Below are 22,431 nucleotides of genomic sequence, written 5' to 3' on the forward strand. Positions count from 1 at the left end.
CCCGAGCGCCCGCCTGCCCGGCCGCCCTGGCAGCGGCGAGCGGTCGTCCCCACCTTTCCAGGCACGGATGAGCGCGAAGGAGCACAGGAAGAACGATCTGGAGCAGCCGGAGGTCTCCCAGCAGGCCATGGCGCAGCTCTTCCGTGGCGAACTGAGCCGCTCGGACACGTGGCGTACGCGACTGGACACCACGACGAACTGGGCGCTGACCACGACGGCGGCGGTCATCTCCTTCGGCTTCGCTTCGCCGGAGAGCTCGCACGTCACGTTCCTGGTGGGCATCTGGATGGTGGTGTCCTTCCTGCTCATCGAGGCCCGGCGCTACCGCTACTACGACCTGTGGAACCGCCGCGTGCGCCTGCTGGAGGACGGCTGGTGGGCGCCGATGCTGCGGCGCGAGCCGGTGGACCCGGATGCGCTGCGGGAGCTGGCGGTGGAGATGTCCCGGCCACAAATCCAGCTGTCGCTGGTGTCCGCCATCGCGACGCGGCTCAACCGCGCGTACGGGCCCATCCTCATCGTCCTGTTGCTGACCTGGTTCTTCAAGGTCTACAGCCACCCGCGCCCACCGCGCGACTTCGGGGACTTCGTGGAACGGGCGCACGTGGCCTGGATTCCGGGGCCGGTGGTGATGGGCGCGCTGCTGTTCCTCACCGTGACGGCGGCGTACCTCTTCACCGCGTCCTTCTTCATCCGGGCGCCGCTGGGCGAGCTGCGCACCCGGCCGCGTGGACGCAGGGCCGCGCTGTGGGAGTCCTTCTACCGGCCCTACGCCATCCAGCGCCGCAAGCGCCCGCGCACCACGACGGGCGGACGCCCCAACGCGCCGCGCCCGCCAGCACCGTTCGAGCACTGAGCGGGTCACCCCCGTCCCCCTGCCAGGCGGCCGGACGGACCACCCGGGCTGATGGGGGCCATGCCCAGGGGTGAATCCCGGCTGCTTTCGCCCTTCCGGCCCTCCCGGATTTGTGGTGTGAACCGCCCCCATGGCGAACACGCGCACTGTGACGGTCATCAACGGCGACGGCATCGGTCCCGAGGTTTCGGCGGCCACCATTCGCGTCCTGGAAGCCCTCAAGGTCCCCCTGGATTTCGAGTTCAAGGACGCGGGCACGGAGGTAGTGGCCAAGTTCGGCACCAACCTGCCCCACGAGACGGTGGAGGCGGTGCTGCGCAGCGGCGTGGCGCTCAAGGGCCCCACCGGCACCGTCGTGGGCGGCGGCCTGCCTTCCGCGAACGTGGGCCTGCGCAAGCGGCTGGACCTGTACTCGTCCCTGCGCCCGGTGAAGAGCGTCCCCAACGTCAAGACGCGCTACGAGAACGTCGACCTGGTGGTCGTGCGTGAGAACACCGAGGACCTCTACGCGGACCTGGAGCACATCGTGGTGCCGGGCGTCGTGGAGGCCATCAAGGTCATCACGGAGAAGGCGTCCACGCGCATCGCGCGCTTCGCCTTCGAGTACGCCAAGAAGAACGGCCGCAAGAAGGTGTCCGCCATCCACAAGGCGAACATCATGAAGCTGTCGGACGGCCTCTTCCTGGACTGCTGCCGCAAGGTCAGCCGCGAGTTCCCGGAGGTCGCCTACGACGAGGTCATCGTCGACAACCTCTGCATGCAGTTGGTGAAGGACCCGACCCGCTTCGACGTGATGGTGCTGGAGAACCTCTACGGCGACATCGTCAGCGACCTGTGCGCGGGCCTGGTGGGCGGCCTGGGCATGGTGCCGGGCGCCAACATCGGCGAGCGCACCGCCGTCTTCGAGGCCGTGCACGGCACCGCCCCGGACATCGCGGGCAAGGGCATCGCGAACCCCACCGCGCTGATGATGTCCGCGGTGATGATGCTGGAGTGGCTGGACCTGCGTGAGGCGTCCCAGCGCATGGCCAACGCCATCCAGAAGGTCTACGGCGGCGAGGCGAAGGTGCGCACCGGCGACCTGGGCGGCAGCGCCACCACGCGCGAGTTCACCGACGCCATCATCGCCGCGCTGTAGTCCAGCGCACGCGGTGCTTCGAAGGGGGCGGGAGGTTCTCCTCCGGCCCCCTTCCTGTTTTCAGCCGACGGTGACCTTGCGGACGCCCCGCGCTTCCAGGAGCGCGGGGAGCCGTTCGCGCTGGTCGCCCTGCAACACCAGCGCGTCCTCCTCCACCACGCCCCCGCAGCCCAGGCCGTTCTTGAGCGCCTTGAGCCAGGTGTCCAGCTGGGCGGCGGGCAGCCCCAGCTGCTCCACCACCGTCACCTCCTTGCCGCCCCGGCCCTTGCGCTCCATGCGCACCACGGCGCGCGCGGGGCCCTTGGGCTCGGGCTTCTCCCGGGGCGCGGGCGGAGGCGGCCCCACGGGCAGCGCCTCCCGCTGCGCGGACAGGGCGGCGAAGGGGTTGTTGAAGGGCCCCGGCGGCGGGGCCTCGTCCTTCTTGTCGCGCTTGCCCATGGCTTCTTCGTGCTCCGTGGTCCCTTACGGGTGGGCGTGGCCCTCGTGGCCGGGGGAGCCGGTGCCACGCGAGCGCGGCGGCGGCAGGGCGCTGAAGCCGGGGGCGTCCGGGTTTCCGCTCGCCAGCACCAGCGCGTAGATGAGCGGCGCGGACGGGGGCACCTCACGGCCGTTCACCAGCACCAGCGGCGTGCCCTGGATGTTGTAGCGCATGGCGTACTCCACATCCTGGCGCAGCTTCCCGATGGTCTCCGGCGCCGTCATGCACCCCTCCAGCTGCGGGCGCGCCACGGAGCCGGAGCTGGCGATCTCCATCACCTTGTCCGTGTCCAGGAAGGCCTGCGCGGCGAAGAGCTTCTCGCGCAGCTCCCAGAAGTCCTTCGCGCCCTCCAGGCACACCGTGGCCCGGGCCGCGGCGCAGCGCACGCTGAGCGCGTCCGGACCGCGGTTGGGGATGGCCGGGTTGCACTGACCATCCAGCGGGAACTGCCGTGCCTCCACGGACAGCATGCCCTGGGGCGCGTGCTTCTTGATGAGGGCCAGCTCCTCCACCAGCGACTTGCAGTGGGGGCACTTGCTGTCCGTCCACTCCAGCACCTTCACCGGCGCGTTGGGCGCGCCGTAGAGGGCGCGCGGCGGATAGGCCGCGAGCTTCGGCGTGGCCGAGCGGTATACAGCGAGCGCGTCCGACAGGAACTGGCGCTGCTGCGGCTCCAGGCTGGCGATGAACTCCGGCAGCGTGGAAGGCGGCGCGGGCGGCGCGGGGGTGCTGCTGGAGCTGTCCGGCGTCTGCGTCTGGGAGGAGGCCACCGGCTTCAGGAAGTCGCCGGCCTTCTGCGCGTGCGGCGTGGCCCGGCCGGGCATCAGCATGGCCACGAAGGCGACGGCGCCAATGCCGATGGTCCACTTGAGCGTGTCGCCCCACTCGCCCGCCTGGGGCAGCAGGGGTCCGGGCAGGCCGCGCCAGGCCACGCCCGCGAACGCGAGCACCAGCACGTAGGTGCCCAGACACGTGGGGCACACCACGCCCACGCTCGCGCTGACGCTGGCGAAGACGGCGACGGAGACGATGCCCGCGAGCGCCAGCAGGCGCAGGCCGCTGGACGCCGGACGCACCGAGCGGCCCGCCTTCGCCCACGCGAGATACAGCGCGGCGAGCCCCACGGCGGACAGGCCCCACACGAGCCCCAGGCCCGCGATGGGGATGCCCAGGGTGTCGTGCACGGAGCTGGCGAAGTCCGAGTTCCAGACGGTCTCGCAGTTGACGTGCTCGTTGATGCCGCAGCTGGTGGCGCCACCGGCGCGCAGCGTGAGCAGCTCCATCCATTGATAGACGGCGAGCGCACTGGTGAGGAGTCCCAGCACCAACAGCGCGAGTGCGCCGCGGGTGGGAACGGGGGCGGCCGGGGTCGGGGCCTTCTTGCTCATGCGTGCTCCGGAGGGGGGGTCATCAAGACGAGGAGGCGGGCGTTGTCCGGGCCGTCATTGACGACGCCGTGTTCGGTGCCCGCGGGGGCGAAGAGGGTGGAACCGGGGCCATGCGCCGCTTCCTCGTCGCCAATGCGGAAGCGGCAGCTCCCCTCCAGCACGAGGTACACCTTGTCGGACGTGGCGTGCCGGTGGGGCTTCTGCGCCTGGCCCGGGGCCAGACAGTAGACGTCGAGGAAGAAGCGACCCGACTGGAAGACGGTGTGCTTCTGGAGCTTCTCTAAAGAGAAGCCCTGGAAGGCCGAAAGCTGCTTCACATCCATCGTGGCATCCGCTCCTGCGCCTCTATATAGCGACGGGCATGGAACCGCTGACGCTGCATTTTGTTCACGAGCGGGTGGGTGCCCGCTTCATTCCGGTAGGTGGCCGTGAAGTCGTGGCCGGGTATGGAGACGTGGGCGCGGAGTATGGCGCGGCGCGCGACGCCGTGGCACTGCACGATGCGTCCTACCGCGAAATCCTCCGGATAACGGGGGAGGATCGCGCCTCCTTCCTCCACGGCATGGTGACCCAGGAGGTGAAGAACCTCCCGGTGGGCTCGGCCGCCTATGCCGCCTTCCTCACGGTGAAGGGCGCCATGGTGGGAGACGCACGCATCCTCAAGCGGGAGGACGACCTCCTCCTGGACCTGGAACCCGGACTGGGAGTCAAGGTGCGGGAGTTCCTGGACAAATACCTCATCTCCGAGGACGCGGAGCTGCACGACGGCACCCCGGACCTGGGCTGGCTCAAGCTGCTCGGCCCCCGGACGGCCCAGGTGCTGGCCGCCGTCCCGGGCGGTCCCCTGGAGCCTCCGGCGCCCCTGTCCAGCCACAAGGCCACGCTCGCCGGCCAGGAGGTGTGGCTCTTGGGGACGGCGCTGCCGGGCGGGCTGTCCGGCGTGGACGTGCTGGTGCCGCGCGCGGGGCTTACGGCGGTGTGGGAGGCGCTGGTCCAGGCGGGCGGAGCGCACGGGCTGAAGCCGCTGGGGTTCGACGCGCTGGAGCTCGTCCGGGTGGAGGCGGGGGTGCCGCGCTACGGGCAGGACATGGTGGATACGACCATTCCCCTGGAGGCGAACCTCACCAACGCCATCTCCTACAACAAGGGTTGCTACATCGGGCAGGAGGTCATCGCCCGGGCCACCTTCCGCGGGCACATGAACCGCAAGCTGGCGGGGCTGCTGCTGGGTGAGAAGGACGTGGCGCCCGGCACGGAGCTGCGCCGGGGTGAGAAGAAGGTGGGCTGGGTCACGAGCGTGGTGACGTCCCCGGTGAAGGGTCAGCGGGTGGCGCTGGGCTACGTGCACCGGGACTCGCTGGAGCCGGGCACGGAGCTGACGCTGGGCGAAGGCGCGGGCACCGTGACGGTGGCCGCCCTGCCCTTCACTGCCGCGTAGCCTGGGACAGCGCCTGTCGCACCGCCGCGCGCACGGGCGCGGGCACCTCGTCCCCCGGGATGCGCCGGCACAGGGACACCGTGCGCTTGAGCGAGTCGCACGCGGCGGCGCAGCGCGGGCAGCGCGACAGGTGGTCCTCCAGACGCACGCAGGTGGCCTGGTCCACCTCCCGCGCGGCGAACTCGGTGAGTTCCTGAGCCAGCTCGGGGCACGCCGGGGCCTGCTCCCGGGCGCCCTCCCCCATCAGCGTGGAGAGGTGTTCGCGCAGTTGGAGCCGCGCGCGGTGCAGCCGGCTCTTGAGCGCCCGCACCTCGATGCCCACCACCTTCGCCGCCTCCTCCGCGGAGAGCCCCTCCACGTCCCGGAGGATGAGCACCTCCCGATGGGCCTCTGGCAGCGCGAGGATGGCCGCCTGCAACACCTCTCCCATCTGCCGCGCATGGGAGACCATGTCCGGGGTGGCCTCCTCCGCGGCGACGTGGGTGGCCGCGGGAGAGTCGAGCGGCTGGAACTCCTCGGGCGCTCCGACGCGCTTGCGGCGCAGGCGGAGGCAGTGCGTGCGGGCCACCTGATACAGCCACGTGGACAGCTCCGCGTCGCCCCGGAACACGTGGATGCCCCGGAAGGCCGCGAGCAGCGTCTCCTGGAGCACCTCCTTCGCGTCCTCCTCCGAGCCGCACATGCGCAGGCCAAAGCGATACACCTGCTTCTCGTGGCGGGCGAGGACCTCATCCAGCGCCTTGTCGTCGCCAGCGCGCGCGGCCTCCATCAACTGCTCATCGGTTCGCGTCGGCATTCGTCCAGCCCTTCCTCCACGCTCGTGGTCCTTGAGCCAGGGACATGCCGGCGAACATGGCGGGCACGAAGACGAGCAACTGCGTCGCACCGGTGGCCAGCGACGTGAGCGCGGGACCGGGGCAGTAGCCGCCGAGGCCCCACCCCACGCCGAAGAGGCCCGCGCCCACGAGGAGCTTGCGGTCCACCCCGCTGGCGGAGAGGGCGGGGAACTTCGCGGCGAACAGGGGCCGCTCGCGCCGGTGGATGAGGGGCCGCAGCGCCGCGTGCACGGCGATGGCGCCGCCCATCACGAAGGCGAGCCGGTAATCCCAGTCCCCCGCGATGTCGAGGAAGCCGAGGACATTGGCCGGGTTCGTCATGCCGCTGATGCCCAGGCCGAGGGCGAAGAGCAGACCGCCGAGGAATGCGCTGAGGTTTGAACGCATGGAGGCGCTCCCTAGAAGACGTGGCGGTGCAGGAAGACGGTGAGGACGCCGGTGGCCATGAAGGTGAGCGTGGCCGCGATGGAACGGACCGAGCCGCGGCTGATGCCGCAGACGCCATGTCCGCTGGTGCAGCCGTTGCCCAGCCGCGAGCCGAAGCCCACCAGCAGTCCTGCGATTGCCAGCAGGGCCACTCCGCCCGCGCCCGGGGACGCCGGGGCCGCGAAGGACATGGGACGCAGCCACGCCAGCAGCAGGCCGCCCGTGAGCAGCCCCCCGAAGAAGAGCACGCGCCAGGAGATATCGCCGCGTACGGGCGCCAGCAGCGAGCCGACGATGCCGCTGATGCCGGCCACCCGGCCATTGGCCAGCAGGAGCAGGGAGGCGCTCAGCCCGATGAGCGCTCCGCCCAGGAGGGGAGGGAGGAAGGAGGAGATCATGTCCCGTGAGAGCCAGATTCGGAGGTGGAGGATTCAGCCAGGGGAAGGCCCTGAATCCTTTTCTTCATCCCCTGGCTCTCACGGGCAGGAGGTTTCGACATGATTTTCCGCCAGCTTTTCGACTCGGAGTCCTCGACCTACACCTATCTGCTGGGCGACGAGGCCTCGCGACAAGCCGTCCTCATCGACCCCGTGCTGGAGCAGGTCGACCGGGACCTGCGACTGGTGGGCGAGCTGGGCCTCACCCTCACCCACGTCTTCGACACCCATGTGCACGCGGACCACGTCACCGCGTCCGGCGTGCTGCGCGAGCGCACTCGGGCCACGGTGGTGGGAGGCGAGGGAGGTGCCGCTTGCGCCGACGTCCAGGTGCGCCACGGCGACGAGGTGCGCGTCGGGGGGCTCGCCTTCCAGGTGCTCGCCACCCCGGGCCACACGGACGACAGCGTCAGCTACCTGCTGGGCGGCCGCGTCTTCACCGGCGACGCGCTGCTCGTGCGCGGCAACGGCCGCACCGACTTCCAGAACGGGAACGCGAGCCAGCTCTACGACAGCCTCACGCGTGTCCTCTTCCGCCTGCCGGATGAAACGCGCGTCTACCCCGCGCACGACTACCACGGTCACATGGTGACGAGCATTGGCGAGGAGAAGCGACACAACCCGCGCGTCGCGGGCAAGAGCCGGGAGGAGTTCATCGCCATCATGGAGAGCCTCCACCTGCCCAGGCCCAGGAAGATCGACCTGGCCGTCCCAGCCAACCGCGCCTGTGGGTACACGGCGCATTCACCGCAGGGGGCCTGAAGTCCCCTGCCCCTCCCAACAGGAGTGAGCCATGACACCCCGCCCCTATCAGGACCTCACGCCCTCGCAGCTCGACACGCTCGGCCCCGAGGTGCGACGCATCGACGTGCGCGAGCCGGACGAGTTCACGGGCCCCCTGGGCCACCTTCCCGGAGCGGAGCTCGTCCCGCTGGGCACGCTGGAGGCGGCTGCCGCGTCGTGGCCGCGGGAACAACCGCTGCTGCTCATCTGCCGCTCGGGTGGGCGCTCCGCGAAGGCCGCGCAGGCGCTCGCCCAGCGTGGCTTCCAACACCTCTACAACCTGGTGGGCGGGATGCTCGCCGTGCGCGAGCCACGCGCGCCCCAGGGCTGAAGACCAACACCATGCCCATCCTCGGCTTCTCCCTCGCGGCGCTGATTGGCCTGTCGCTCGGCCTGCTCGGCGGCGGAGGCTCCATCATCACCGTGCCCATCCTCGTGTACGTCCTGGGCTTCGGGGCCAAGGAGTCCATCGCCATGGGGCTGGCCGTGGTGGGCGTCACCAGCCTCTTTGGCGCGGCGGGCCACTGGCGCAAGGGCAACGTCCAGCTCCGGGCGGCCCTCGTGTTCGGGGCGGTGGCCATGGCGGGCACCTACGCAGGGGCGCGTCTGTCCGCCTTCGTCTCGGGGAGTGTGCAGTTGCTGCTCTTCGCCACGGTGATGCTCGTGGCCGCCCTCTTCATGTTCCGCAACGGCCGCAAGGAGGCCGCGCGCGCGCCCGAGCCCCACAAGGCGTCCTTCCCCGTCATGGCCCTGGCCGCCCTGGGCGTGGGCGGGCTCACGGGGCTCGTCGGGGTGGGCGGCGGCTTCCTCATCGTCCCGGCGCTGGTGCTCCTGGTGGGCCTCCCGATGAAGCAGGCGGTGGGCACGAGCCTGCTCGTCATCGCGCTCAACTCCTTCGTGGGCTTCGCCGGCTACCTCGGCCACGTCGAGGTGCCCTGGCTCTACCTGGGCATCTTCACGGCCATCGCCGTGGCGGGCATCCTCATTGGAACCTGGGCCACCCACTACGTCTCGCAGGCGGCGCTCAAGCGGGCCTTCTCCATCTTCCTCGTCGTGATGGGCGCCTTCATCCTGTTCAAGAACCGGGAGGCGTTGGCGCGGGGTGGCGCCGAGCCCACGCCGAGTTCCTATTCGCCGTGACAGACTGTCCGTCCTGACCGGGAGGACGGGCTGATGAGGCATCTGGCGTTGTGTCTGGCCATGGGTTGGGGGTCCGCCGCGTGCGTGGACCCCAACGTGTGCAACCACCCGTTGGACTCCGTCTCCTACGCCGTCTCCGACAACACCTGCGGCCCGGTGGCCACCGGCACGCTGCGGGTGTTCTCCGTGGAGGACGTCTGCGAGGTCCAGGTGGAGGTGGACCCGGGCCTGGGCCTCCCCGCCACGGCCTTTCCCCGGATGCCGAGCGGCCGCAGCTCCGGCGACTACCTGGGCGGCGAGCTGTGGAGCCTCCAGCACGACCGGTTCGACCCGGGGGACGCGGGGCCCCTGCCCTATCTGATCCGCACCTGCACCATCATCCGGCAGGCAGAGCCCGGTCCCCGGACGCTCCTGTGCCGCGACTCGATGGAAGACGGCTCGCAGCCGGAGTGCACCGCCGTGCTCACCCGGCAGTGATTGCCGGGCGTTCAATTCCTTTCAGAGCCAGGCCTGCCCGTCTGCCCTTGGGGGCATGGACAGCGCGAGGATGGGCTTGCCGTACTTCACGGCAATCACCCCAAGGACCCATCCATGCGTCTGTCATTCATCGCGGCAGTGCTGTCGGCAGGCTTCTTCGCGGGCTGTGGCGGAGTGGAGCAGGGGGCGCAGGAGACAGAGGTGACGGCCCTGGCCCCGCCGCCGTGTGAGCGCGCCTGCATCACGATGTACAACTACTGCATGCGGAATGCGACGACGCCCGAGCAGCAGGCGTGGTGCGTGGAGGACCAGGACCTCTGCTTCCAGGGCTGCGACCTGGGCGCGGCGCCAGCGCAGGTCCAGGCGCTGTCTGGGTGCCAGGACGCCTGCGACAGGGCGTACCTGTACTGCGCGAGGACCGCGACGACGCCAGAGGACAGGGCCTTCTGTATCGAGGATCGCGACGACTGCTATGGGACCTGCGGCTGAACTTCAGGTCGACGCGACCTCTCCGAGCAGCCACACCTCCGTTCCCGCGGGAAGGTCCTGCTTGGAGAGCGTGCGGAAGCAGAGCACGTGCCGAGGCCGTCGTGACCGGAACGAGCCGAGCGGGATCTGCGCCAGCGCGACAGCCCGCAGGACGTCGCCTTCCGGCCGCCGCAACGCCACACGGATCTCCATCTGGCCCCGCTCTCCCAGGTCCACATCGGGAGCGACAAGGATTCCGCGCCCCTGGATGTCGAAGGTGTCCTCGACCACCAGCAGTCGTCGTGCACCGGGGACAGGAGCGACCGGCGCGTTCAAGGGCGCTCCCGGGGAAACATTCCCCGCAGGTCTCGCAGCACCGCTCGCGGCCCTTGCTTGAACAACGTGATCAACATCGCCAGGGCGAACAGCAGCAGCATCAAGACGATGGGGCCCAGCACGATGCCCCCGACGAGGCCCACCGCCGCCCAGCCGATTCCCGAGCCGAAGCCCCAGACCGCCCCTGTCACGCCTCCGATGGCGGCCCCCACGAGCATGATGGGTTCGATGAGCGTCATGGGGGATTCACGTCGCGGTCATTGTCCAGACGAAGAAACCCCACCGCCCGCGTCCCTGAATGGGAGTGAGGGGTGGGGCTTCCTACAGCGAACGCGCGAAACTACACGCGGCCTTCGGCCTTCTGCGCGCGCTCGATGCTCTCGAACAGGGCGCGGAAGTTGCCGCCGCCGAAGCCCTGGTCGCCCTTGCGCTGGATGATCTCGTAGAAGAACGGACCCGCGTCCGCCTGCTTGTAGAGGCTCGCCGCGTCCTTCATGAAGATCTGGAGCATGTAGCTGCGCTCCTTGTCACCGTCGATGAGCACCTCCAGGTCGCGCAGGACGTTGATGTCCTCGTCGATCTTCTTGATGCCCATGCGCTGGATGCGCTCCGGCAGCGCGTCGTAGTACGAGCCCGGCGTGGGCATGAACTGGATGCCCGCGTTCTGCCGCATGTCCTTCACGGAGGTCAGGATGTCCTTCACCGTGATGGCCAGGTGCTGCACGCCGTCACCGCGGTGGTCCTCGTTGAAGATATTGATCTGGCTGGCCTTGAAGAACGGGAACTTGGGCTCGTTGTTCGCGAACTTCACGCCGCTCTTCGGATCCCACATCACCTCGGACTTCAGGCCGCTGCCGTGGTCGCGCTTCTGCTGCGACGCCACGTCCTCCGTGTGGAACTCGATGTGCCAGAACTTCTCGAAGCCCATCACGTGCTCCATCCACAGGAGCATGGGCTTCATCGTCTGGAAGTTCGACGTGACGTGGTCCAGCTTGTCGAAGCCGTACTTGTTCTGGCCGCCCTTGGGCTGCGCGTGAACCTTGAAGCCCGGGTAGATGGACTTGTAGTTGTCCCGCTGCAGGAAGCGGAACGTGGTGTCGCCGAACGGCGTCGTGATGGAGAAGAACGACAGCTTGCCGCCCGCGTCGTCCGTGAAGCGCTGGATGTCCGTGATGAACGTGGCGCCGCGCTGATCCAGCAGCTTGAACGCCTTCTCCACGTCCTCCACCTCGAAGTTCAGCGTGCCCACGCCGTCCGGGTGCTTGCGCAGATAGCGCCACGCGCGGCCGCCCTCGCCGACAGGCTGGCTCACCACCAGGGCAATCTCACCCGCCTGGAACAGCGCGGACTTCTGCTTGCCGTGCGCCTCCAGCTCCGGCCCGGACACCGCCACCTCCGCGAAGTCCAACCCCTTCGTGTAGAACTGGCGGCTGCGCTCCAGGTCATGCACGTACCAGTGGATGCTCTCCAGGGCCTTGATGCCCAGCGATTCCTGCTTGGCCATGTCGCTGACTCCTCGTGGTGATGAAGAAGATGTTTCGTGACTACGCCGGCTGCGCGTCGGGCTGCCGGTCCGGCTGCGCCGCCTGGAAGGCGGGGAGTTCGTTGCACGCCGCTTCAATCCGCAAGAGCGTGGGATAGGGCTTCAGGTCTACACCGAACCGGCGGGCCCCGTAGAGCTGGGGAACGAGCAGGACGTCCGCGAACGACACTGCGTCTCCCACACAATAACGCCCGGCCGTCGCCTGCACCGCCGCCTCCAGCGCCGTCAGCCCGTGCACGTTCCAGTGCGCCGCCCAGGCCTTCTCGTCCGCCTTCAGCTCGTTCTTGATGCGCAGCGTTACCGACGTGTTCTGCAGGGGCTGCATGCCCGCGTTCACCATCTCCGCCAGCATGCGAGCCTTCGCGCGGAGGTACGCATCCGTGGGCAGGAGGGCGGGCGAGGGCACGCGCTCCTCCAGGTACTCCAGGATGGCCATGGACTCGGACAGCTTGCGCGCCTGCCCGTCCGCTTCCGTCCACTCCAGGGTGGGCACGCGGGCCATGGGATTCACGGCACGGTAGCCCGAGGAGAACTGCTGGCCGCCATCCTTGAGCAGGTGCACCGCCAGGTACTCGAAGGGCAGCCCCTTCCAGTTCAGCGCGATGCGCGCGCGCCACGACGCGGAGGAGCGCCAGTAGCCGTGCAGCTTGAGGTTCTTCATGGCGCCTTCACCACCGTCTGGGAGATGCGGCCAAAGAGGCTGTGCCCCTCGCCATCCAGCATCTCGATTTCGATGGTGTCCCCGGCCTTCATGAAGGCCGTGCTGGGCTTGCCCGCGTCGATGGTCTCGATCATCCGGCGCTCGGCGAGGCAGGAGATGCCGCGCTCGCGGTCCTCGTTGGACACCGTGCCGCTGCCCAGGATGGTGCCCGCGGTGAAGGCGCGCGTGCGCGTCAGGTGCTGGATGAGGTCGCGGAAGGAGAAGTGCATCTCCGGGCCCGCGTCCGTGTCGCCCACGAGCTGGCCGTTGAGCGTGCTGCGCATGCGCAGGTGCACGCGGCCCTCCTTCCACGCGGGGCCCAATTCATCCGGCGTCAGCGCGAAGGGGCCGAACGCGGTGGCGGGCTTGCTCTGGAAGAAGCCGAAGCCCTTGGCCAGCTCCTCCGGGATGAGGTTCCGCAGGGACACGTCGTTGGCGATCATCACCAGCTTGATGTGCTTGTCCGCGTCCTCGGCCTTCGTGCCCATGGGCGTGTCACCCAGGACGACGCAGACCTCGCTCTCGAAGTCCAGGCCCCAGGCCTCGTCGCGCAGCGGGATGTCCTGCGTGGGCGCGAGGAAGTCGCCGGAGCCGCCCTGGTACACCAGCGGATCCGTGCGCAGCGTGGCCGGCGGCTCCGCGTTGCGCGCCTTGCGCACCAGCAGCACGTGGTTGATGTACGCGCTGCCGTCCACCCACTCGTAGGCGCGCGGCAGGGGCGCGTGCAGCGCCTTCACGTCCAGCGGGCGGCTCTGCACCGCGCCGGCTTCCAGTTGCTGCGCCAGCGCGCGCAGCTGCGGCTCCTTCGCGTCCCAGTCATCCAGGGCCGCTTGCAGCGTGAGGGCCACGTTGGTGGCCAGCGCGTAGGCGGAGTTGTCCCGCTTGACGACGATGAGCCGACCGTCGCGGGTTCCGTCCTTGAGCGTCGCGAGCTTCAATTCCGCGCTCCCTCGGCGGCCTGTGGGGGAGGAAGGGGGAGGCCGCCTGACCCGACGGGCTTTTCCGCCGGGCCACCAGGCGAGTCAAGCACGCCCGTTGAACGCGGCGCGGCATCCTTCCTCCCTCCAGCAACGTTGCTGGCCGCTCGCATTCGCGTGGCTGTCGGATGAAGAACGAAGCGCTGCCCTTTCGCACGCCGGGACGTCGTGGAAACCCACGAGTTCGCCTGTTGGGCCGCCTGCTCCACGAACGGACAGGGGGCACCGGGGGACGGGGGCGGGAAGTGGACGCGTGCCGACTGTTCAAATCCCGAGCAGCGCGCGCACGGCGCGGGTTGCTCCCCCCTGGCAGGGACCCGGGCGGAAACCCAGCTTGTGGAAGAGGGACATCCGGCCGACCACGCCGCCGGGCGACGCGGTTGGGGGCTCGCGAGGGCACTGAATGGCGCAAGGCTTCCAACAGGCCGGCGACACCCCAAGGGAGCCACACCCGGGCCAGCGGCTGGGCAACCGCTACGAGCTGCGCCAGCGGGTGAAGGCCGGCCGGGGCATCTCCACCTGGCATGGGTTGGACCTGCTCACGCACGAGCGCGTGCTCGTGAAGGTCACCGCCCTGTCCGCCTTCGTCCCCACGGCCCGCCACCGGCTGGAGCACGAGGCGGAGGTGCTGTCGCGGCTGCACAGCTCCGCGCTGGTGCCCGTGCGCCACCTGGGCACGTTCGACGAGCTGCTCTACCTGGTCACCCCGTGGGTGGATGGCGAGACGCTGGAGGAGCGCCTGCGGCGCGGCCCCCTGTCGCTGCCGGAGGCCATCGTCCTGGGCCAGCGCCTGCTGAAGGCGCTCGCGGAGGCGCACCGCGAGGGCGTCCTCCACCGCGACGTGAAGCCCTCCAACATCCTGGTGCGCGACCACCCGATGGCTTCCGCGTGGCTCACCGACTTCGGCCTGTCGCGCAGCGAGCGGTTGGACCCGTCCCTGCGTGACCTTCCCGTGGGCACCGCCCGCTACATGTCCCCGGAGCAGGCGGGGGTCATCAACCGGCCGGTGGAGGCGCCGTCGGACCTGTACGCGGTGGGCCTGGTGCTCTTCGAGGCGCTGTCCGGCCGCCCCGCCCTGGAGGGCGCGACGGTGGGTGAGGTGCTGCGCCTGCACCTCACCGCGCACCCGCGCCTGCGGCTCGTGGGCGTGGAGGTGCCGCTGGCGATGGAGGAGCTCATCGCTCGCTTGAGCCAGACGGATCCGCTCGACCGCTACCAGTCCGCGGACGCCGCGCTCGCGGACCTGAACGCGCTGGAGGCCGCGCTGTCCCGGGGGGAGGCGGAGCCCGCGCTCGTCACCGGCGCGCACGACCACCGCCAGAGCCTCACCGAGCCGTCCTTCGTGGGCCGCCGCGAGGAGTTGATGACGCTGGAGCGCGAGCTCGAGCGCACGCACGAGGGCGGCTCGCGCGCCGTGGTGGTGGAGGGCGAGTCCGGCGGCGGCAAGAGCCGGCTCTTGGAGGAGTTCTCCGCCCGCGCCGCGGGCCAGCGCGCGTGGGTGCTGCATGGCCAGGCGCAGGACCAGGCAGCGCAGCGCCCCTTCCAGCTCTTCGCGGGCGTGGCGGAGGGCATCGCCGCCGCCGCGCGCGAGGAGCCCGCGCTGGGCGCGCTCCTGCGGGAGCGGCTCGCGGGCCAGGAGGCCGGCCTGTGCACGGTGCTGCCCCCGCTCACGGAGGTGCTCCTCCCGGACGCGCGGACGCCGCGGGCCCAGGGGCTGGGGCCGGAGTCCCTGAGCGAGAGCCGCAGCGTCTGGAGCCTCACCGCGCTCTTGAGCGCGCTGGGCACGCCGGACGCGCCCGCGGTGGTGGTGCTGGAGGATTGCCAGTGGGCGGACACGCTCACGCTGCGCGCGCTGGAGGCCTGGTCGCAGGGCCGCCGCGCCGGGGACGGGCGGCTGTTGCTCATCGTGTCCTTCCGCAGCGAGGACATCCACGCGGACCACGTGCTGAGGCGCCTGGCGCCGGGCGCGCACCTGAAGCTGTCCGCCTTTGGCGCGGCGGAGGTGGCGCTCCTGGCGGAGTCCATGGCCGGCGTGCTGCCGCAGGAGGCCCTGGAGCTGGTGACGCGGCTGGCGGAGGGCAATCCGTTCATGGCCTCCGCGGTGCTGCACGGGCTGGTGGAGGACGGCGTCCTCATGCCCGGTCCGGACGGCTGGCGGGTGCAGCCGGAGGCGATGGCGCACGCGCGCTCGTCGCGCCAGGCGGCCACCTTCCTGGTGCGGCGCCTGCGCCTGTTGCCGCCGGAGTCCCTGCACGTGCTCAGCGTGGGCGCCGTGCTGGGCAAGTCCTTCGACGCGAGGGCGGTGGCGGCCCTCTCCGGCACGCCGCTGGAGGCCGTCACGACCGCGCTGGAGCCGCCGCGCCGCCGCCACATGCTGTGGGCGGAGGGCACGCGCTCCACCTTCGTGCACGACAAGCTGCGCGAGGTGCTGCTGGACCTGCTCTCCCCGGAGGAGCGCCGGGAGCTGCACCGGCTGGCCGCGCGCGCCGCCCAGCAGTCCGTGCCCACCGACCCGTTCGAGCTGGCCTACCACTTCGACGCGGCGGGTGAGAGCGCGCAGGCCCTGCCCTACGCGCTGGTGGCCGCGGAGCAGGCGCGCCAGCGCTTCTCCCTGGACAGCGCGGAGGTGAACTACCGCATCGCGGAGCGCGGCGCTTCCGGCGCGGACGCGCACACCCGCTACCGCATCGCGTCCGGGCTGGGCACCGCGCTGATGATGCGCGGCCGTTACGACGAGGCGCAGCGGCAGCTGGAGGCCGCGCAGGCCCTGGCGCACGACCGGCTGGAGCAGGGCCGCACGCTGGGCCACCTGGGCGAGCTCGCCTTCAAGCGCGGCCAGACGGTGCAGGCCAACGCCTACCTGGAGCAGGGCCTGAAGCTCCTGGGCCGCTGGGTGCCGCCCGGCACGCTGACCACCGGCGCCAGCGCGGCGTGGGAGATCCTCATGCAGGCCGCGCACACCGTGGCGCCGCGCCTGTGGCTCGCGCGCAAGTCCCTGGCGCGGGGCGAGGAGGACCTGCTCGCGGTCAACCTCTACAGCCGGCTCGCGTACGGCTACTGGTACCAGCGGGGCCGCGCCGCGGTGCTGTGGGCGCACCTGCGCGACATGAACCTGGCGGAGCGCTACCCGCCCACGCCGGAATTGGCGCAGGCCTACTCCGCGCACTCGCCCGCGCTCACCACCCTGCCCTGGTTCCAGCGCGCGTATGCCTACGCGGAGAAGTCGCTGGCCCTGCGTCAGCAACTGGGCGACGTGTGGGGCCAGGGCCAGTCGCTGCACTTCTACGGCCTGGCCCTCTACGCCTCGTCGCGCTTCAAGGACTGCATCGAGCGGTGCCGCGAGGCGGTGCGTCTCCTGGAGCGCACCGGCGACCCGTGGGAGGTGAACAACGCCACCTTCCAGATCGCCATGTCGCTCTACCGACTGGGCCGCCTGAAGGAGGCCGCGGCGGTGAGCCAGAAGCTGCACGCGGCGGCGCTCGCATTGGGAGACCGGTACTCGCTGCGCCTGGGCCTGGAGGCGTGGGCCAAGTCCACCGGGGGCCGCATCCCCGCGGCGCTGCTGGAGACGGAGCTGGCGGCGCCCACCGCCACCGACCCGCAGTCCTTCGCGGGCGTGCTCCAGGCGGAGGCCCTGCGCCTGCTGCGTGAGAACGAGCCCGCGCGCGCCGCGGAGGTGCTGGAGCGCGCCGAGCGCGTGGTGGAGGACGCGCACCTGCGTCAGGAGTACGTGGCCCCCATCACCCCGTGGCTCGCCACCGCGCGCAGGCGGCTGGCGCAGCAGGCCAGCCCCCTCAATCCCAAGCAGCGCGACCTGCTCATGAAGGAGGCCGACAGCGTGGCGAAGCGCGCCCACGAGGTCGCGCGCACCTACCGCAACAACCTGCCCCACGCGCTGCGCGAGCGCGGCCTGATGTGCGCGCTGCGCGGCCGGCCCGCGCGGGCCCGCAAGTACCTGGACGAAGCCCTGCGCGTGGCCGAACAACTGGAGATGCGCCAGGAGCGCGCGCTCACGCTCCAGGCCCGTGGCGAGGTGGGCCGGGTGCAGGGCTGGCCCGGCGCCGCGCGCGACCTGGAGACGGCAGCGCGCGAGCTGGAGGCCATGGAGGACGGCCTGCACCGGGAGGCGGAGCACGCCACCGCCGGCGTGGAGACGCTGTCGCTGGTGGACCGCTTCCCGCGCGTGCTGGAGGTGGGGCGCAGGCTCGCGACCGCCCTGTCGCGCGAGGCCGTCTTCGAGACGGCGCGCCAGTCCATGCAGGAGCTGTTGCGCGCGGAGCGCTGCGCCGTGGTGGACCCGCGCGCGGTGGTGTCCGAGGAGGACGCGAAGAGCCAGGGCCTCAGCCGCACCGCGCTCGCGCGCGCGCTGGAGACGGGCCGCATCACCGTGCTGGGCCAGGGGCTGCCCGGCGGCATCAGCGAGAGCATGGAGCTGCTCGGAGTGCGCTCGCTCCTGTGCGCGCCGCTCCAGGTGCGCGGCAAGACGGTGGCGTGCGTGGTGGCCAGCCACCGCAAGGTGGGCGCGCTCTTCGGCGAGGACGAGGAGCGCCTGGCGTCCTTTGTGGCCATCCTCGCGGGCGCGGCGCTGGAGAACGCGGAGAACTTCGAGCGCGTCGCCGCCCTCTCCGAGGAGCAGGGCCGCCTGTACCGGGAGGAGCAGGAGGCCGTGCGCCGGCGCGACGACTTCCTGTCCATCGCCGCGCACGAGTTGAAGACGCCGCTCACGTCGCTGCAACTGCACATCCAGGGGCTCCAGGCGAAGGCCAAGGGCGCGCCCATGCCTCCGGAGAAGCTGACCGCGAAGCTGGAGTCCGCCTATTCGCAGACGCAGCGGCTGGGGAAGCTGGTCAACGACCTGCTGGACATCTCCCGCATCGCGCAGGGCCAGCTGCACATCAAGCGCGAGGACGTGGACCTGGTGGCGCTGGTGCGCGGCCAGTTGGAGCGAAGCCGCGAGGCCCTGACCCGCGCCGAGTGCGAGGTGCGCTTCCACGCCAGCGAGCCGCGCCTCATCGGCCACTGGGACGCGCTCCGGCTGGAGCAGGTGGTGGGCAACCTGTTGACCAACGCCATGAAGTACGGCGCGGGCAAGCCCGTGGAGGTGACGCTGGACGGGGACGCCACGCGCGTGCGGTTGGAGGTGCGCGACCACGGCATCGGCATCGCGGAGGAGGACCGGGCGCGCATCTTCGAGCGCTTCGAGCGCGCGGTGTCCGTGCGCCACTACGGCGGCTTCGGGCTGGGCCTTTGGATTGTCCGCGAGATCGTCCAGGCGCTGGGCGGCAACATCGACGTCGCCAGCGCCCCGGAGCAGGGCTCCACCTTCACCGTCACCCTGCCCCGCTCCGGCTCACCTGTGCACTAGCGGCGCGTCACTTCCAGGTAGATGACGTTGTCCTGCGAGTCGCGGAACAGCCGCACGTTGTCCACCAGCTCCAGCGGCGTCTCCGACAAGAGGTCGCGCATGCCGTCCTCGTCCCGGTAGGTGAGCCACCAGTCCATGAAGGCCTCCATGTAGCCCGTCTCCGGCGGGTGCACCGCGAAGTTGGCCACCAGCAGGCGTCCGCCCGGGCGCAGCATCTGGAAGAGCAGCGCGGTGAGGCGGGCGGCCACGGAGTCCGACAGGTAGTCGTACAGCCCGGCGGAGTACGCGAAGTCCAGGTCCTTGAACACCGCCTTGCCCGCGAGCAGCGAGCGGACCGAGCCACACACCGGCCGCACGATGCCCCCCGGGTGCAGGCGCGAGATCTCCGCCAGGCTCACCGGGTCCTGGTCGAACGCGATGAGCTCCTGGAGCTTCCGCTCCACCACCGCGCGCGACGACTCCGCCTCCCGCAGGTGCCCGCACGCCACCGACAGCACGCGCCCGTCGGGCCGCCGCCCGGCCGTCTCGTCCATCATCCGCGCGAGCAGCTCCCGTCGCTCGCGCACGCTGCGCGCGGACGGCTGCCCGTGCATGTAGCGGTAGATTTCGCGGCCCGCGTGCAGCTCGTCCGCCGCGTGGTCCATGTAGAGGTAGTCGATGAGCGCCGCGTCCCCCGCGTAGCCGCGCGGCCGCTCGAAGGCGTGCCGGGTGAAGGGGCACTGGTGCAGGAAGGGGCGCATGGGGTGCTTGCGCGCCAGCTCCTGGCAGAAGCGCTTCCACACCTCCGGGCTCCACTGCCGCCGCCGCTTGATGAGCCCCCCGTGCAGGGCCGTCATGCCGGCATGCAGCGTCTCATCCGGCCCCTGCACCATTCGCGAGTGCAGGCTGTCCAGCCACTCCCGCGCCTCCATGAACGCTTCCTCCGCTGGAGGCTCGTCTTCGCGGGGGGCATTCACCAGGACGAGGTGGTTGGCTTCAGGCGCGACCGGCAGAGCCGCGCCGTGGACCGACAGGATGGGCTGGCGCATAGGCATCATCCTGACAACCTGGGAGCAGGGGTCATCCACTTCCCGAGCCTCCGCCTTTCGCCAGGTCCCGCTCCGGCCAGCCGGCCGGTCCCCCTGCACCGCCCGGCCCATACCGGCCGCACGTGGCGTGACGCCCCGGGTCCGCGGGGCCCTCCGGGCACGGTTCTACCCGCAAGGTCCGACAATCCCCGCCCCGGGCGGGGGTTTGCGGGGGGCGCGGTATCCGGCGACAGGCACTGCGGTTAGGATGGCGCGCCCCGCCTGGAAGAGAGCCGCAAGCCGCGCATGAAGATTGAAATCGCCCACCTGCCCCACGACATCATCGAGATCATCTATCCGTCGGAAGTGACGCCGAAGGACGTGACCGAGTACGTCGAGCAACTGAAGAAGGACATCACCGCCCGCGGGGGCGCGGAGTGGTCCGCGCTGGTGGACCAGTCCCGGCTGCGCGTGATGCCCGCCACGGTGGTGGGGGAGATGGCCCGGCTGAACGCGTACGCCCAGCAGCGCGGCATGAAGCGCTCCGCGCGCGTGGTGAGCGACCCCGGCAGCGGCCTGCAGGCGTGGCGCATGACCAAGAACGCCGGCCTCACCATCCCCGCGAAGACCTTCGAGACCCGCTCCGAGGCCCTGTCCTGGCTCGAAGCCCCCGACGCGGACTGAGCAGCAGAACCCCTGACATCCCCTCCCCCCGGTCCTTCCATGCGACCGCACGGGTCCGTCTACGTCTTCCAGTGACACCCCCTTTCTTCGCTGTATCTGTCGCCGTACCCGTCAGGAGTCACCCCGCATGTCCGTGTCCGCCCCCGCCCGCCGCGCGAAGCTGCTCGGCACCCTGTTCTGCACCCTCACCGCCCTGGCCTGCGGGCCGGCCCCCGAGTCCGGTTCTCCGGAGCAGCAGCCCGCGCTGAACGAGTCCAGCGCGCCGGTCGTCTACGGCACCGACGACCGCTTCGACGTCTACGCGCACCCCAGCGCGGCCCTGCGGGAGCGGGCCCAGCAGTCCACCGTGGCGCTGCTGTTCCCGGAGGACATCGACGACTCCAACCCGAACAACGTCGTGCTGAGCGACGTGACGCTGGACGACTGGGAGAACCTCTGCACGGACCAGCGCTTCCGGAACGACCCGGCGCCGGCCTTCTGCTCGGGCACGCTCATCGACGATGACCTGGTGCTGACCGCGGGCCACTGCGTGGAGACGGCGGCGGACTGCCGTGACACGCGCTTCGTCTTCAAGTTCTACAAGACGGCGGAGAACACGCTGGAGACCCTCACCAGCCAGGACATCTTCTCCTGCAAGAGCATCGTGACGCGCAAGCTGGTGGAGAACGGCGACCGCTACGTGGACTTCGCCATCCTGCGGCTGGACCGCTCGGCGGCGCCGCGCTTCACGCCCGCCCCCATCCGCCCGGGCAACGACGCGCTGGCGGTGGGCCAGAACGTGGCCGTCATCGGCAGCGGCAGCGGCATCCCGTTCAAGATCGACTCGGGCGGCTCCGTGCGTGAGAACAACGCGTCGTTCAAGGACTACTTCATCGCCACCACGGACACCTTCTCGGGTAACTCCGGCTCCGGCGTGTACGAGACGGTCAACAACACCGTGGCGGGCATCCTGGTGTTCGGCGACGAGGACTACGTCCCCCGCTCCGGCGCGGGCTGCAACGAGGTCAACGTCTGCCAGGAGACTGCCTGCGGCGGCGAGGGCATCATCTACGTGAACCAGGCCATCTCCGCGTTCTGCGCGGCCAACACCAGCGTGCGGCTGTGCAACACCACGCCGCCCCCGGCGACGAAGTACGACTTCACCGCGGCCAACACCGCCAGCGCCACGCGCAACACCCTCAACGGCACGGTGACGCTCAAGGCCGGCGACAAGCTCACCGTGGGCACCTGCGGCGTCACCGGCGCGGCCCTCACCAGCGGTGACTCCTTCCTGCGCCTGCGCGGCCCGTCCGGCACGGAGGTCGCCTCCAACGACGACGGCTGCGGCAGCGGCTACGGCTCCAGGATTTCCTACACGGCCAGCGTCGCGGGCACCTACGAGGTCCGCGCCGGCTGCTACCAGGCCGGCTCCTGCGCCGGCACGGTGGCCTGGGAGATCGTCTCGGGCGGCACGACCACGCCCACGGGCGGCACCCAGGCCTTCAACGTCAGCGACACCAACAACGCCACGCGCAACACCCAGAACGTGAGCGTGGACGTGGCCCCCGGCCAGACGCTGACCTTCGGCAGCTGCGGCGTGGGGAGCGCGACGGGCACGGGTGACACGGTGGTGCGCCTGTTCAACGCCGCCGGCCAGCAGGTGACGTTCAACGACGACGCCGCCGGCTGCGGCTCGCTGTCCCGCGCGACCTACACCGCGCCGGCGAGCGCGGGCGGCAGCTACCAGATTCGCGTGGGCTGCTTCGGAAGCGATGCGTGCAGCGGCACGCTGGCCTGGACCCTCCAGTAGCCTCCCGCTTCTTCTGTCTTCCTTCCGGGCCCGTCCCTCCCCACCGTGGGGGGTGGCGGGCCCGGTGTCTTTCCGGCTCCCCGCCGCCCCACCAGGAAGGCAGGCAGGAAAGACAGGTGGAGGAGGTACGGGCCTCGCGCAGGCGGGGAACAACCGCCGCCTTAA

The 22,431-nt window shown here is 70.7% G+C and carries 23 protein-coding genes; 11 read left to right on the plus strand and 12 right to left on the minus strand.

Annotated features, from left to right (window positions below; genetic code table 11):
• Window positions 1–67: 67 nt before the first annotated feature.
• Entirely contained in the window at window positions 68–856 is a 789-nt protein-coding gene (locus ACX114_RS34690; RefSeq protein ID WP_459291620.1) for a DUF2270 domain-containing protein, read from the plus strand.
• 130 nt (window positions 857–986) lie between these two features.
• Window positions 987–1,994: an isocitrate/isopropylmalate dehydrogenase family protein gene (locus tag ACX114_RS34695; RefSeq protein WP_459291621.1), complete on the plus strand. Its 1,008-nt coding sequence runs from the start codon at window positions 987–989 to the stop codon at window positions 1,992–1,994.
• Between the two features lie 60 nt (window positions 1,995–2,054).
• On the opposite strand, the gene ACX114_RS34700 is transcribed toward ACX114_RS34695, so the two are convergent.
• The 3 genes from ACX114_RS34700 to ACX114_RS34710 are packed head-to-tail and all read right to left on the minus strand — an operon-like array spanning window position 2,055 to window position 4,183.
• Entirely contained in the window at window positions 2,055–2,432 is a 378-nt protein-coding gene (locus ACX114_RS34700; protein WP_206787938.1) for a translation initiation factor, read from the minus strand.
• Between the two features lie 24 nt (window positions 2,433–2,456).
• Window positions 2,457–3,860 (minus strand): vitamin K epoxide reductase/DsbA family protein, encoded by a 1,404-nt coding sequence (locus tag ACX114_RS34705; protein WP_459291622.1) that lies wholly within the window; start codon window positions 3,858–3,860, stop codon window positions 2,457–2,459.
• The gene (locus ACX114_RS34710; protein WP_014399741.1) at window positions 3,857–4,183 is read right to left on the minus strand and encodes a cupin domain-containing protein; all 327 of its coding nucleotides are present in this window, start codon (window positions 4,181–4,183) and stop codon (window positions 3,857–3,859) included. Before ACX114_RS34710 ends, ACX114_RS34705 begins: the two co-directional genes overlap by 4 nt.
• Window positions 4,184–4,221: 38 nt before the next feature.
• Between ACX114_RS34710 and ygfZ the strand changes: the two genes are divergently transcribed.
• A complete protein-coding gene (gene ygfZ / locus ACX114_RS34715; protein WP_459291623.1) occupies window positions 4,222–5,298 on the plus strand; it encodes a CAF17-like 4Fe-4S cluster assembly/insertion protein YgfZ in 1,077 nt (358 codons plus the stop codon).
• On the opposite strand, the gene ACX114_RS34720 is transcribed toward ygfZ, so the two are convergent.
• Genes ACX114_RS34720 through ACX114_RS34730 form a run of 3 tightly spaced genes read right to left on the minus strand, consistent with a single transcriptional unit; the run spans window position 5,285 to window position 6,958 of the window.
• On the minus strand, window positions 5,285–6,094 hold the full coding sequence (locus tag ACX114_RS34720) for a sigma-70 family RNA polymerase sigma factor (protein ID WP_459291624.1): 810 nt from the start codon (window positions 6,092–6,094) through the stop codon (window positions 5,285–5,287). The genes ygfZ and ACX114_RS34720 overlap by 14 nt on opposite strands.
• On the minus strand, window positions 6,075–6,521 hold the full coding sequence (locus ACX114_RS34725; RefSeq protein ID WP_459291625.1) for a DUF6691 family protein: 447 nt from the start codon (window positions 6,519–6,521) through the stop codon (window positions 6,075–6,077). Before ACX114_RS34725 ends, ACX114_RS34720 begins: the two co-directional genes overlap by 20 nt.
• 11 nt (window positions 6,522–6,532) lie before the next feature.
• On the minus strand, window positions 6,533–6,958 hold the full coding sequence (locus ACX114_RS34730; RefSeq protein ID WP_459291626.1) for a YeeE/YedE family protein: 426 nt from the start codon (window positions 6,956–6,958) through the stop codon (window positions 6,533–6,535).
• 99 nt (window positions 6,959–7,057) lie between these two features.
• On the opposite strand from ACX114_RS34730, the gene ACX114_RS34735 reads away from it, so the two are divergent.
• From ACX114_RS34735 to ACX114_RS34755, 5 genes are all read left to right on the plus strand, one after another.
• The gene (locus tag ACX114_RS34735) at window positions 7,058–7,759 is read left to right on the plus strand and encodes an MBL fold metallo-hydrolase (protein WP_459291627.1); all 702 of its coding nucleotides are present in this window, start codon (window positions 7,058–7,060) and stop codon (window positions 7,757–7,759) included.
• A 31-nt stretch (window positions 7,760–7,790) separates the two neighbouring features.
• A complete protein-coding gene (locus ACX114_RS34740) occupies window positions 7,791–8,111 on the plus strand; it encodes a rhodanese-like domain-containing protein (RefSeq protein ID WP_459291628.1) in 321 nt (106 codons plus the stop codon).
• Window positions 8,112–8,122: 11 nt separating this feature from the next.
• A complete protein-coding gene (locus ACX114_RS34745) occupies window positions 8,123–8,920 on the plus strand; it encodes a sulfite exporter TauE/SafE family protein (RefSeq protein ID WP_459291629.1) in 798 nt (265 codons plus the stop codon).
• Window positions 8,921–8,953: 33 nt separating this feature from the next.
• A complete protein-coding gene (locus ACX114_RS34750; protein ID WP_459291630.1) occupies window positions 8,954–9,397 on the plus strand; it encodes a hypothetical protein in 444 nt (147 codons plus the stop codon).
• Between the two features lie 114 nt (window positions 9,398–9,511).
• Entirely contained in the window at window positions 9,512–9,886 is a 375-nt protein-coding gene (locus ACX114_RS34755; RefSeq protein ID WP_459291631.1) for a hypothetical protein, read from the plus strand.
• Between the two features lie 3 nt (window positions 9,887–9,889).
• Here ACX114_RS34755 and ACX114_RS34760 read toward each other — a convergent pair whose 3' ends face one another.
• From ACX114_RS34760 to ACX114_RS34780, 5 genes are all read right to left on the minus strand, one after another.
• On the minus strand, window positions 9,890–10,201 hold the full coding sequence (locus ACX114_RS34760) for a hypothetical protein (protein WP_459291632.1): 312 nt from the start codon (window positions 10,199–10,201) through the stop codon (window positions 9,890–9,892).
• On the minus strand, window positions 10,198–10,440 hold the full coding sequence (locus ACX114_RS34765; RefSeq protein WP_459291633.1) for a hypothetical protein: 243 nt from the start codon (window positions 10,438–10,440) through the stop codon (window positions 10,198–10,200). Before ACX114_RS34765 ends, ACX114_RS34760 begins: the two co-directional genes overlap by 4 nt.
• 101 nt (window positions 10,441–10,541) lie before the next feature.
• Window positions 10,542–11,705 (minus strand): 4-hydroxyphenylpyruvate dioxygenase, encoded by a 1,164-nt coding sequence (gene hppD / locus ACX114_RS34770; protein WP_459291634.1) that lies wholly within the window; start codon window positions 11,703–11,705, stop codon window positions 10,542–10,544.
• Between the two features lie 40 nt (window positions 11,706–11,745).
• Window positions 11,746–12,405 (minus strand): maleylacetoacetate isomerase, encoded by a 660-nt coding sequence (gene maiA, locus ACX114_RS34775; RefSeq protein WP_459291635.1) that lies wholly within the window; start codon window positions 12,403–12,405, stop codon window positions 11,746–11,748.
• The gene (locus ACX114_RS34780; RefSeq protein WP_459291636.1) at window positions 12,402–13,382 is read right to left on the minus strand and encodes a fumarylacetoacetate hydrolase family protein; all 981 of its coding nucleotides are present in this window, start codon (window positions 13,380–13,382) and stop codon (window positions 12,402–12,404) included. Before ACX114_RS34780 ends, maiA begins: the two co-directional genes overlap by 4 nt.
• A gap of 442 nt (window positions 13,383–13,824) precedes the next feature.
• On the opposite strand from ACX114_RS34780, the gene ACX114_RS34785 reads away from it, so the two are divergent.
• The gene (locus ACX114_RS34785; protein WP_459291637.1) at window positions 13,825–18,786 is read left to right on the plus strand and encodes a GAF domain-containing sensor histidine kinase; all 4,962 of its coding nucleotides are present in this window, start codon (window positions 13,825–13,827) and stop codon (window positions 18,784–18,786) included.
• Here ACX114_RS34785 and ACX114_RS34790 read toward each other — a convergent pair.
• Window positions 18,783–19,814, minus strand: a complete 1,032-nt coding sequence (locus ACX114_RS34790) for a class I SAM-dependent methyltransferase (RefSeq protein WP_459291638.1) — start codon at window positions 19,812–19,814, stop codon at window positions 18,783–18,785. The two genes, ACX114_RS34785 and ACX114_RS34790, sit on opposite strands and share 4 nt — an antisense overlap.
• A gap of 285 nt (window positions 19,815–20,099) precedes the next feature.
• On the opposite strand from ACX114_RS34790, the gene ACX114_RS34795 reads away from it, so the two are divergent.
• Together ACX114_RS34795 and ACX114_RS34800 are read left to right on the plus strand one after the other, a co-directional pair.
• Window positions 20,100–20,477, plus strand: a complete 378-nt coding sequence (locus tag ACX114_RS34795; RefSeq protein ID WP_459291639.1) for an STAS/SEC14 domain-containing protein — start codon at window positions 20,100–20,102, stop codon at window positions 20,475–20,477.
• Window positions 20,478–20,604: 127 nt separating this feature from the next.
• Window positions 20,605–22,266, plus strand: coding sequence for a trypsin-like peptidase domain-containing protein (locus tag ACX114_RS34800; protein ID WP_459291640.1), 1,662 nt, complete (start codon window positions 20,605–20,607; stop codon window positions 22,264–22,266).
• Window positions 22,267–22,431: the final 165 nt, after the last annotated feature.

This window comes from Corallococcus sp. M7, from assembly GCF_054512695.1.

Bases quoted from the DNA above. Each gene is read 5' to 3' on its own strand.
- ACX114_RS34740 (WP_459291628.1), top strand. From the start codon at position 7,791: ATGACACCCCGCCCCTATCAGGACCTCACGCCCTCGCAGCTCGACACG.
- maiA (WP_459291635.1), bottom strand. From the start codon at position 12,405: ATGAAGAACCTCAAGCTGCACGGCTACTGGCGCTCCTCCGCGTCGTGG.
- ACX114_RS34755 (WP_459291631.1), top strand. From the start codon at position 9,512: ATGCGTCTGTCATTCATCGCGGCAGTGCTGTCGGCAGGCTTCTTCGCG.
- ACX114_RS34700 (WP_206787938.1), bottom strand. From the start codon at position 2,432: ATGGGCAAGCGCGACAAGAAGGACGAGGCCCCGCCGCCGGGGCCCTTC.
- ACX114_RS34725 (WP_459291625.1), bottom strand. From the start codon at position 6,521: ATGCGTTCAAACCTCAGCGCATTCCTCGGCGGTCTGCTCTTCGCCCTC.
- hppD (WP_459291634.1), bottom strand. From the start codon at position 11,705: ATGGCCAAGCAGGAATCGCTGGGCATCAAGGCCCTGGAGAGCATCCAC.
- ACX114_RS34750 (WP_459291630.1), top strand. From the start codon at position 8,954: ATGAGGCATCTGGCGTTGTGTCTGGCCATGGGTTGGGGGTCCGCCGCG.
- ACX114_RS34795 (WP_459291639.1), top strand. From the start codon at position 20,100: ATGAAGATTGAAATCGCCCACCTGCCCCACGACATCATCGAGATCATC.
- ACX114_RS34695 (WP_459291621.1), top strand. From the start codon at position 987: ATGGCGAACACGCGCACTGTGACGGTCATCAACGGCGACGGCATCGGT.
- ACX114_RS34765 (WP_459291633.1), bottom strand. From the start codon at position 10,440: ATGACGCTCATCGAACCCATCATGCTCGTGGGGGCCGCCATCGGAGGC.
- ACX114_RS34720 (WP_459291624.1), bottom strand. From the start codon at position 6,094: ATGCCGACGCGAACCGATGAGCAGTTGATGGAGGCCGCGCGCGCTGGC.
- ACX114_RS34790 (WP_459291638.1), bottom strand. From the start codon at position 19,814: ATGCGCCAGCCCATCCTGTCGGTCCACGGCGCGGCTCTGCCGGTCGCG.
- ygfZ (WP_459291623.1), top strand. From the start codon at position 4,222: ATGGAACCGCTGACGCTGCATTTTGTTCACGAGCGGGTGGGTGCCCGC.
- ACX114_RS34710 (WP_014399741.1), bottom strand. From the start codon at position 4,183: ATGGATGTGAAGCAGCTTTCGGCCTTCCAGGGCTTCTCTTTAGAGAAG.
- ACX114_RS34705 (WP_459291622.1), bottom strand. From the start codon at position 3,860: ATGAGCAAGAAGGCCCCGACCCCGGCCGCCCCCGTTCCCACCCGCGGC.
- ACX114_RS34785 (WP_459291637.1), top strand. From the start codon at position 13,825: ATGGCGCAAGGCTTCCAACAGGCCGGCGACACCCCAAGGGAGCCACAC.
- ACX114_RS34735 (WP_459291627.1), top strand. From the start codon at position 7,058: ATGATTTTCCGCCAGCTTTTCGACTCGGAGTCCTCGACCTACACCTAT.
- ACX114_RS34800 (WP_459291640.1), top strand. From the start codon at position 20,605: ATGTCCGTGTCCGCCCCCGCCCGCCGCGCGAAGCTGCTCGGCACCCTG.
- ACX114_RS34745 (WP_459291629.1), top strand. From the start codon at position 8,123: ATGCCCATCCTCGGCTTCTCCCTCGCGGCGCTGATTGGCCTGTCGCTC.
- ACX114_RS34690 (WP_459291620.1), top strand. From the start codon at position 68: ATGAGCGCGAAGGAGCACAGGAAGAACGATCTGGAGCAGCCGGAGGTC.
- ACX114_RS34730 (WP_459291626.1), bottom strand. From the start codon at position 6,958: ATGATCTCCTCCTTCCTCCCTCCCCTCCTGGGCGGAGCGCTCATCGGG.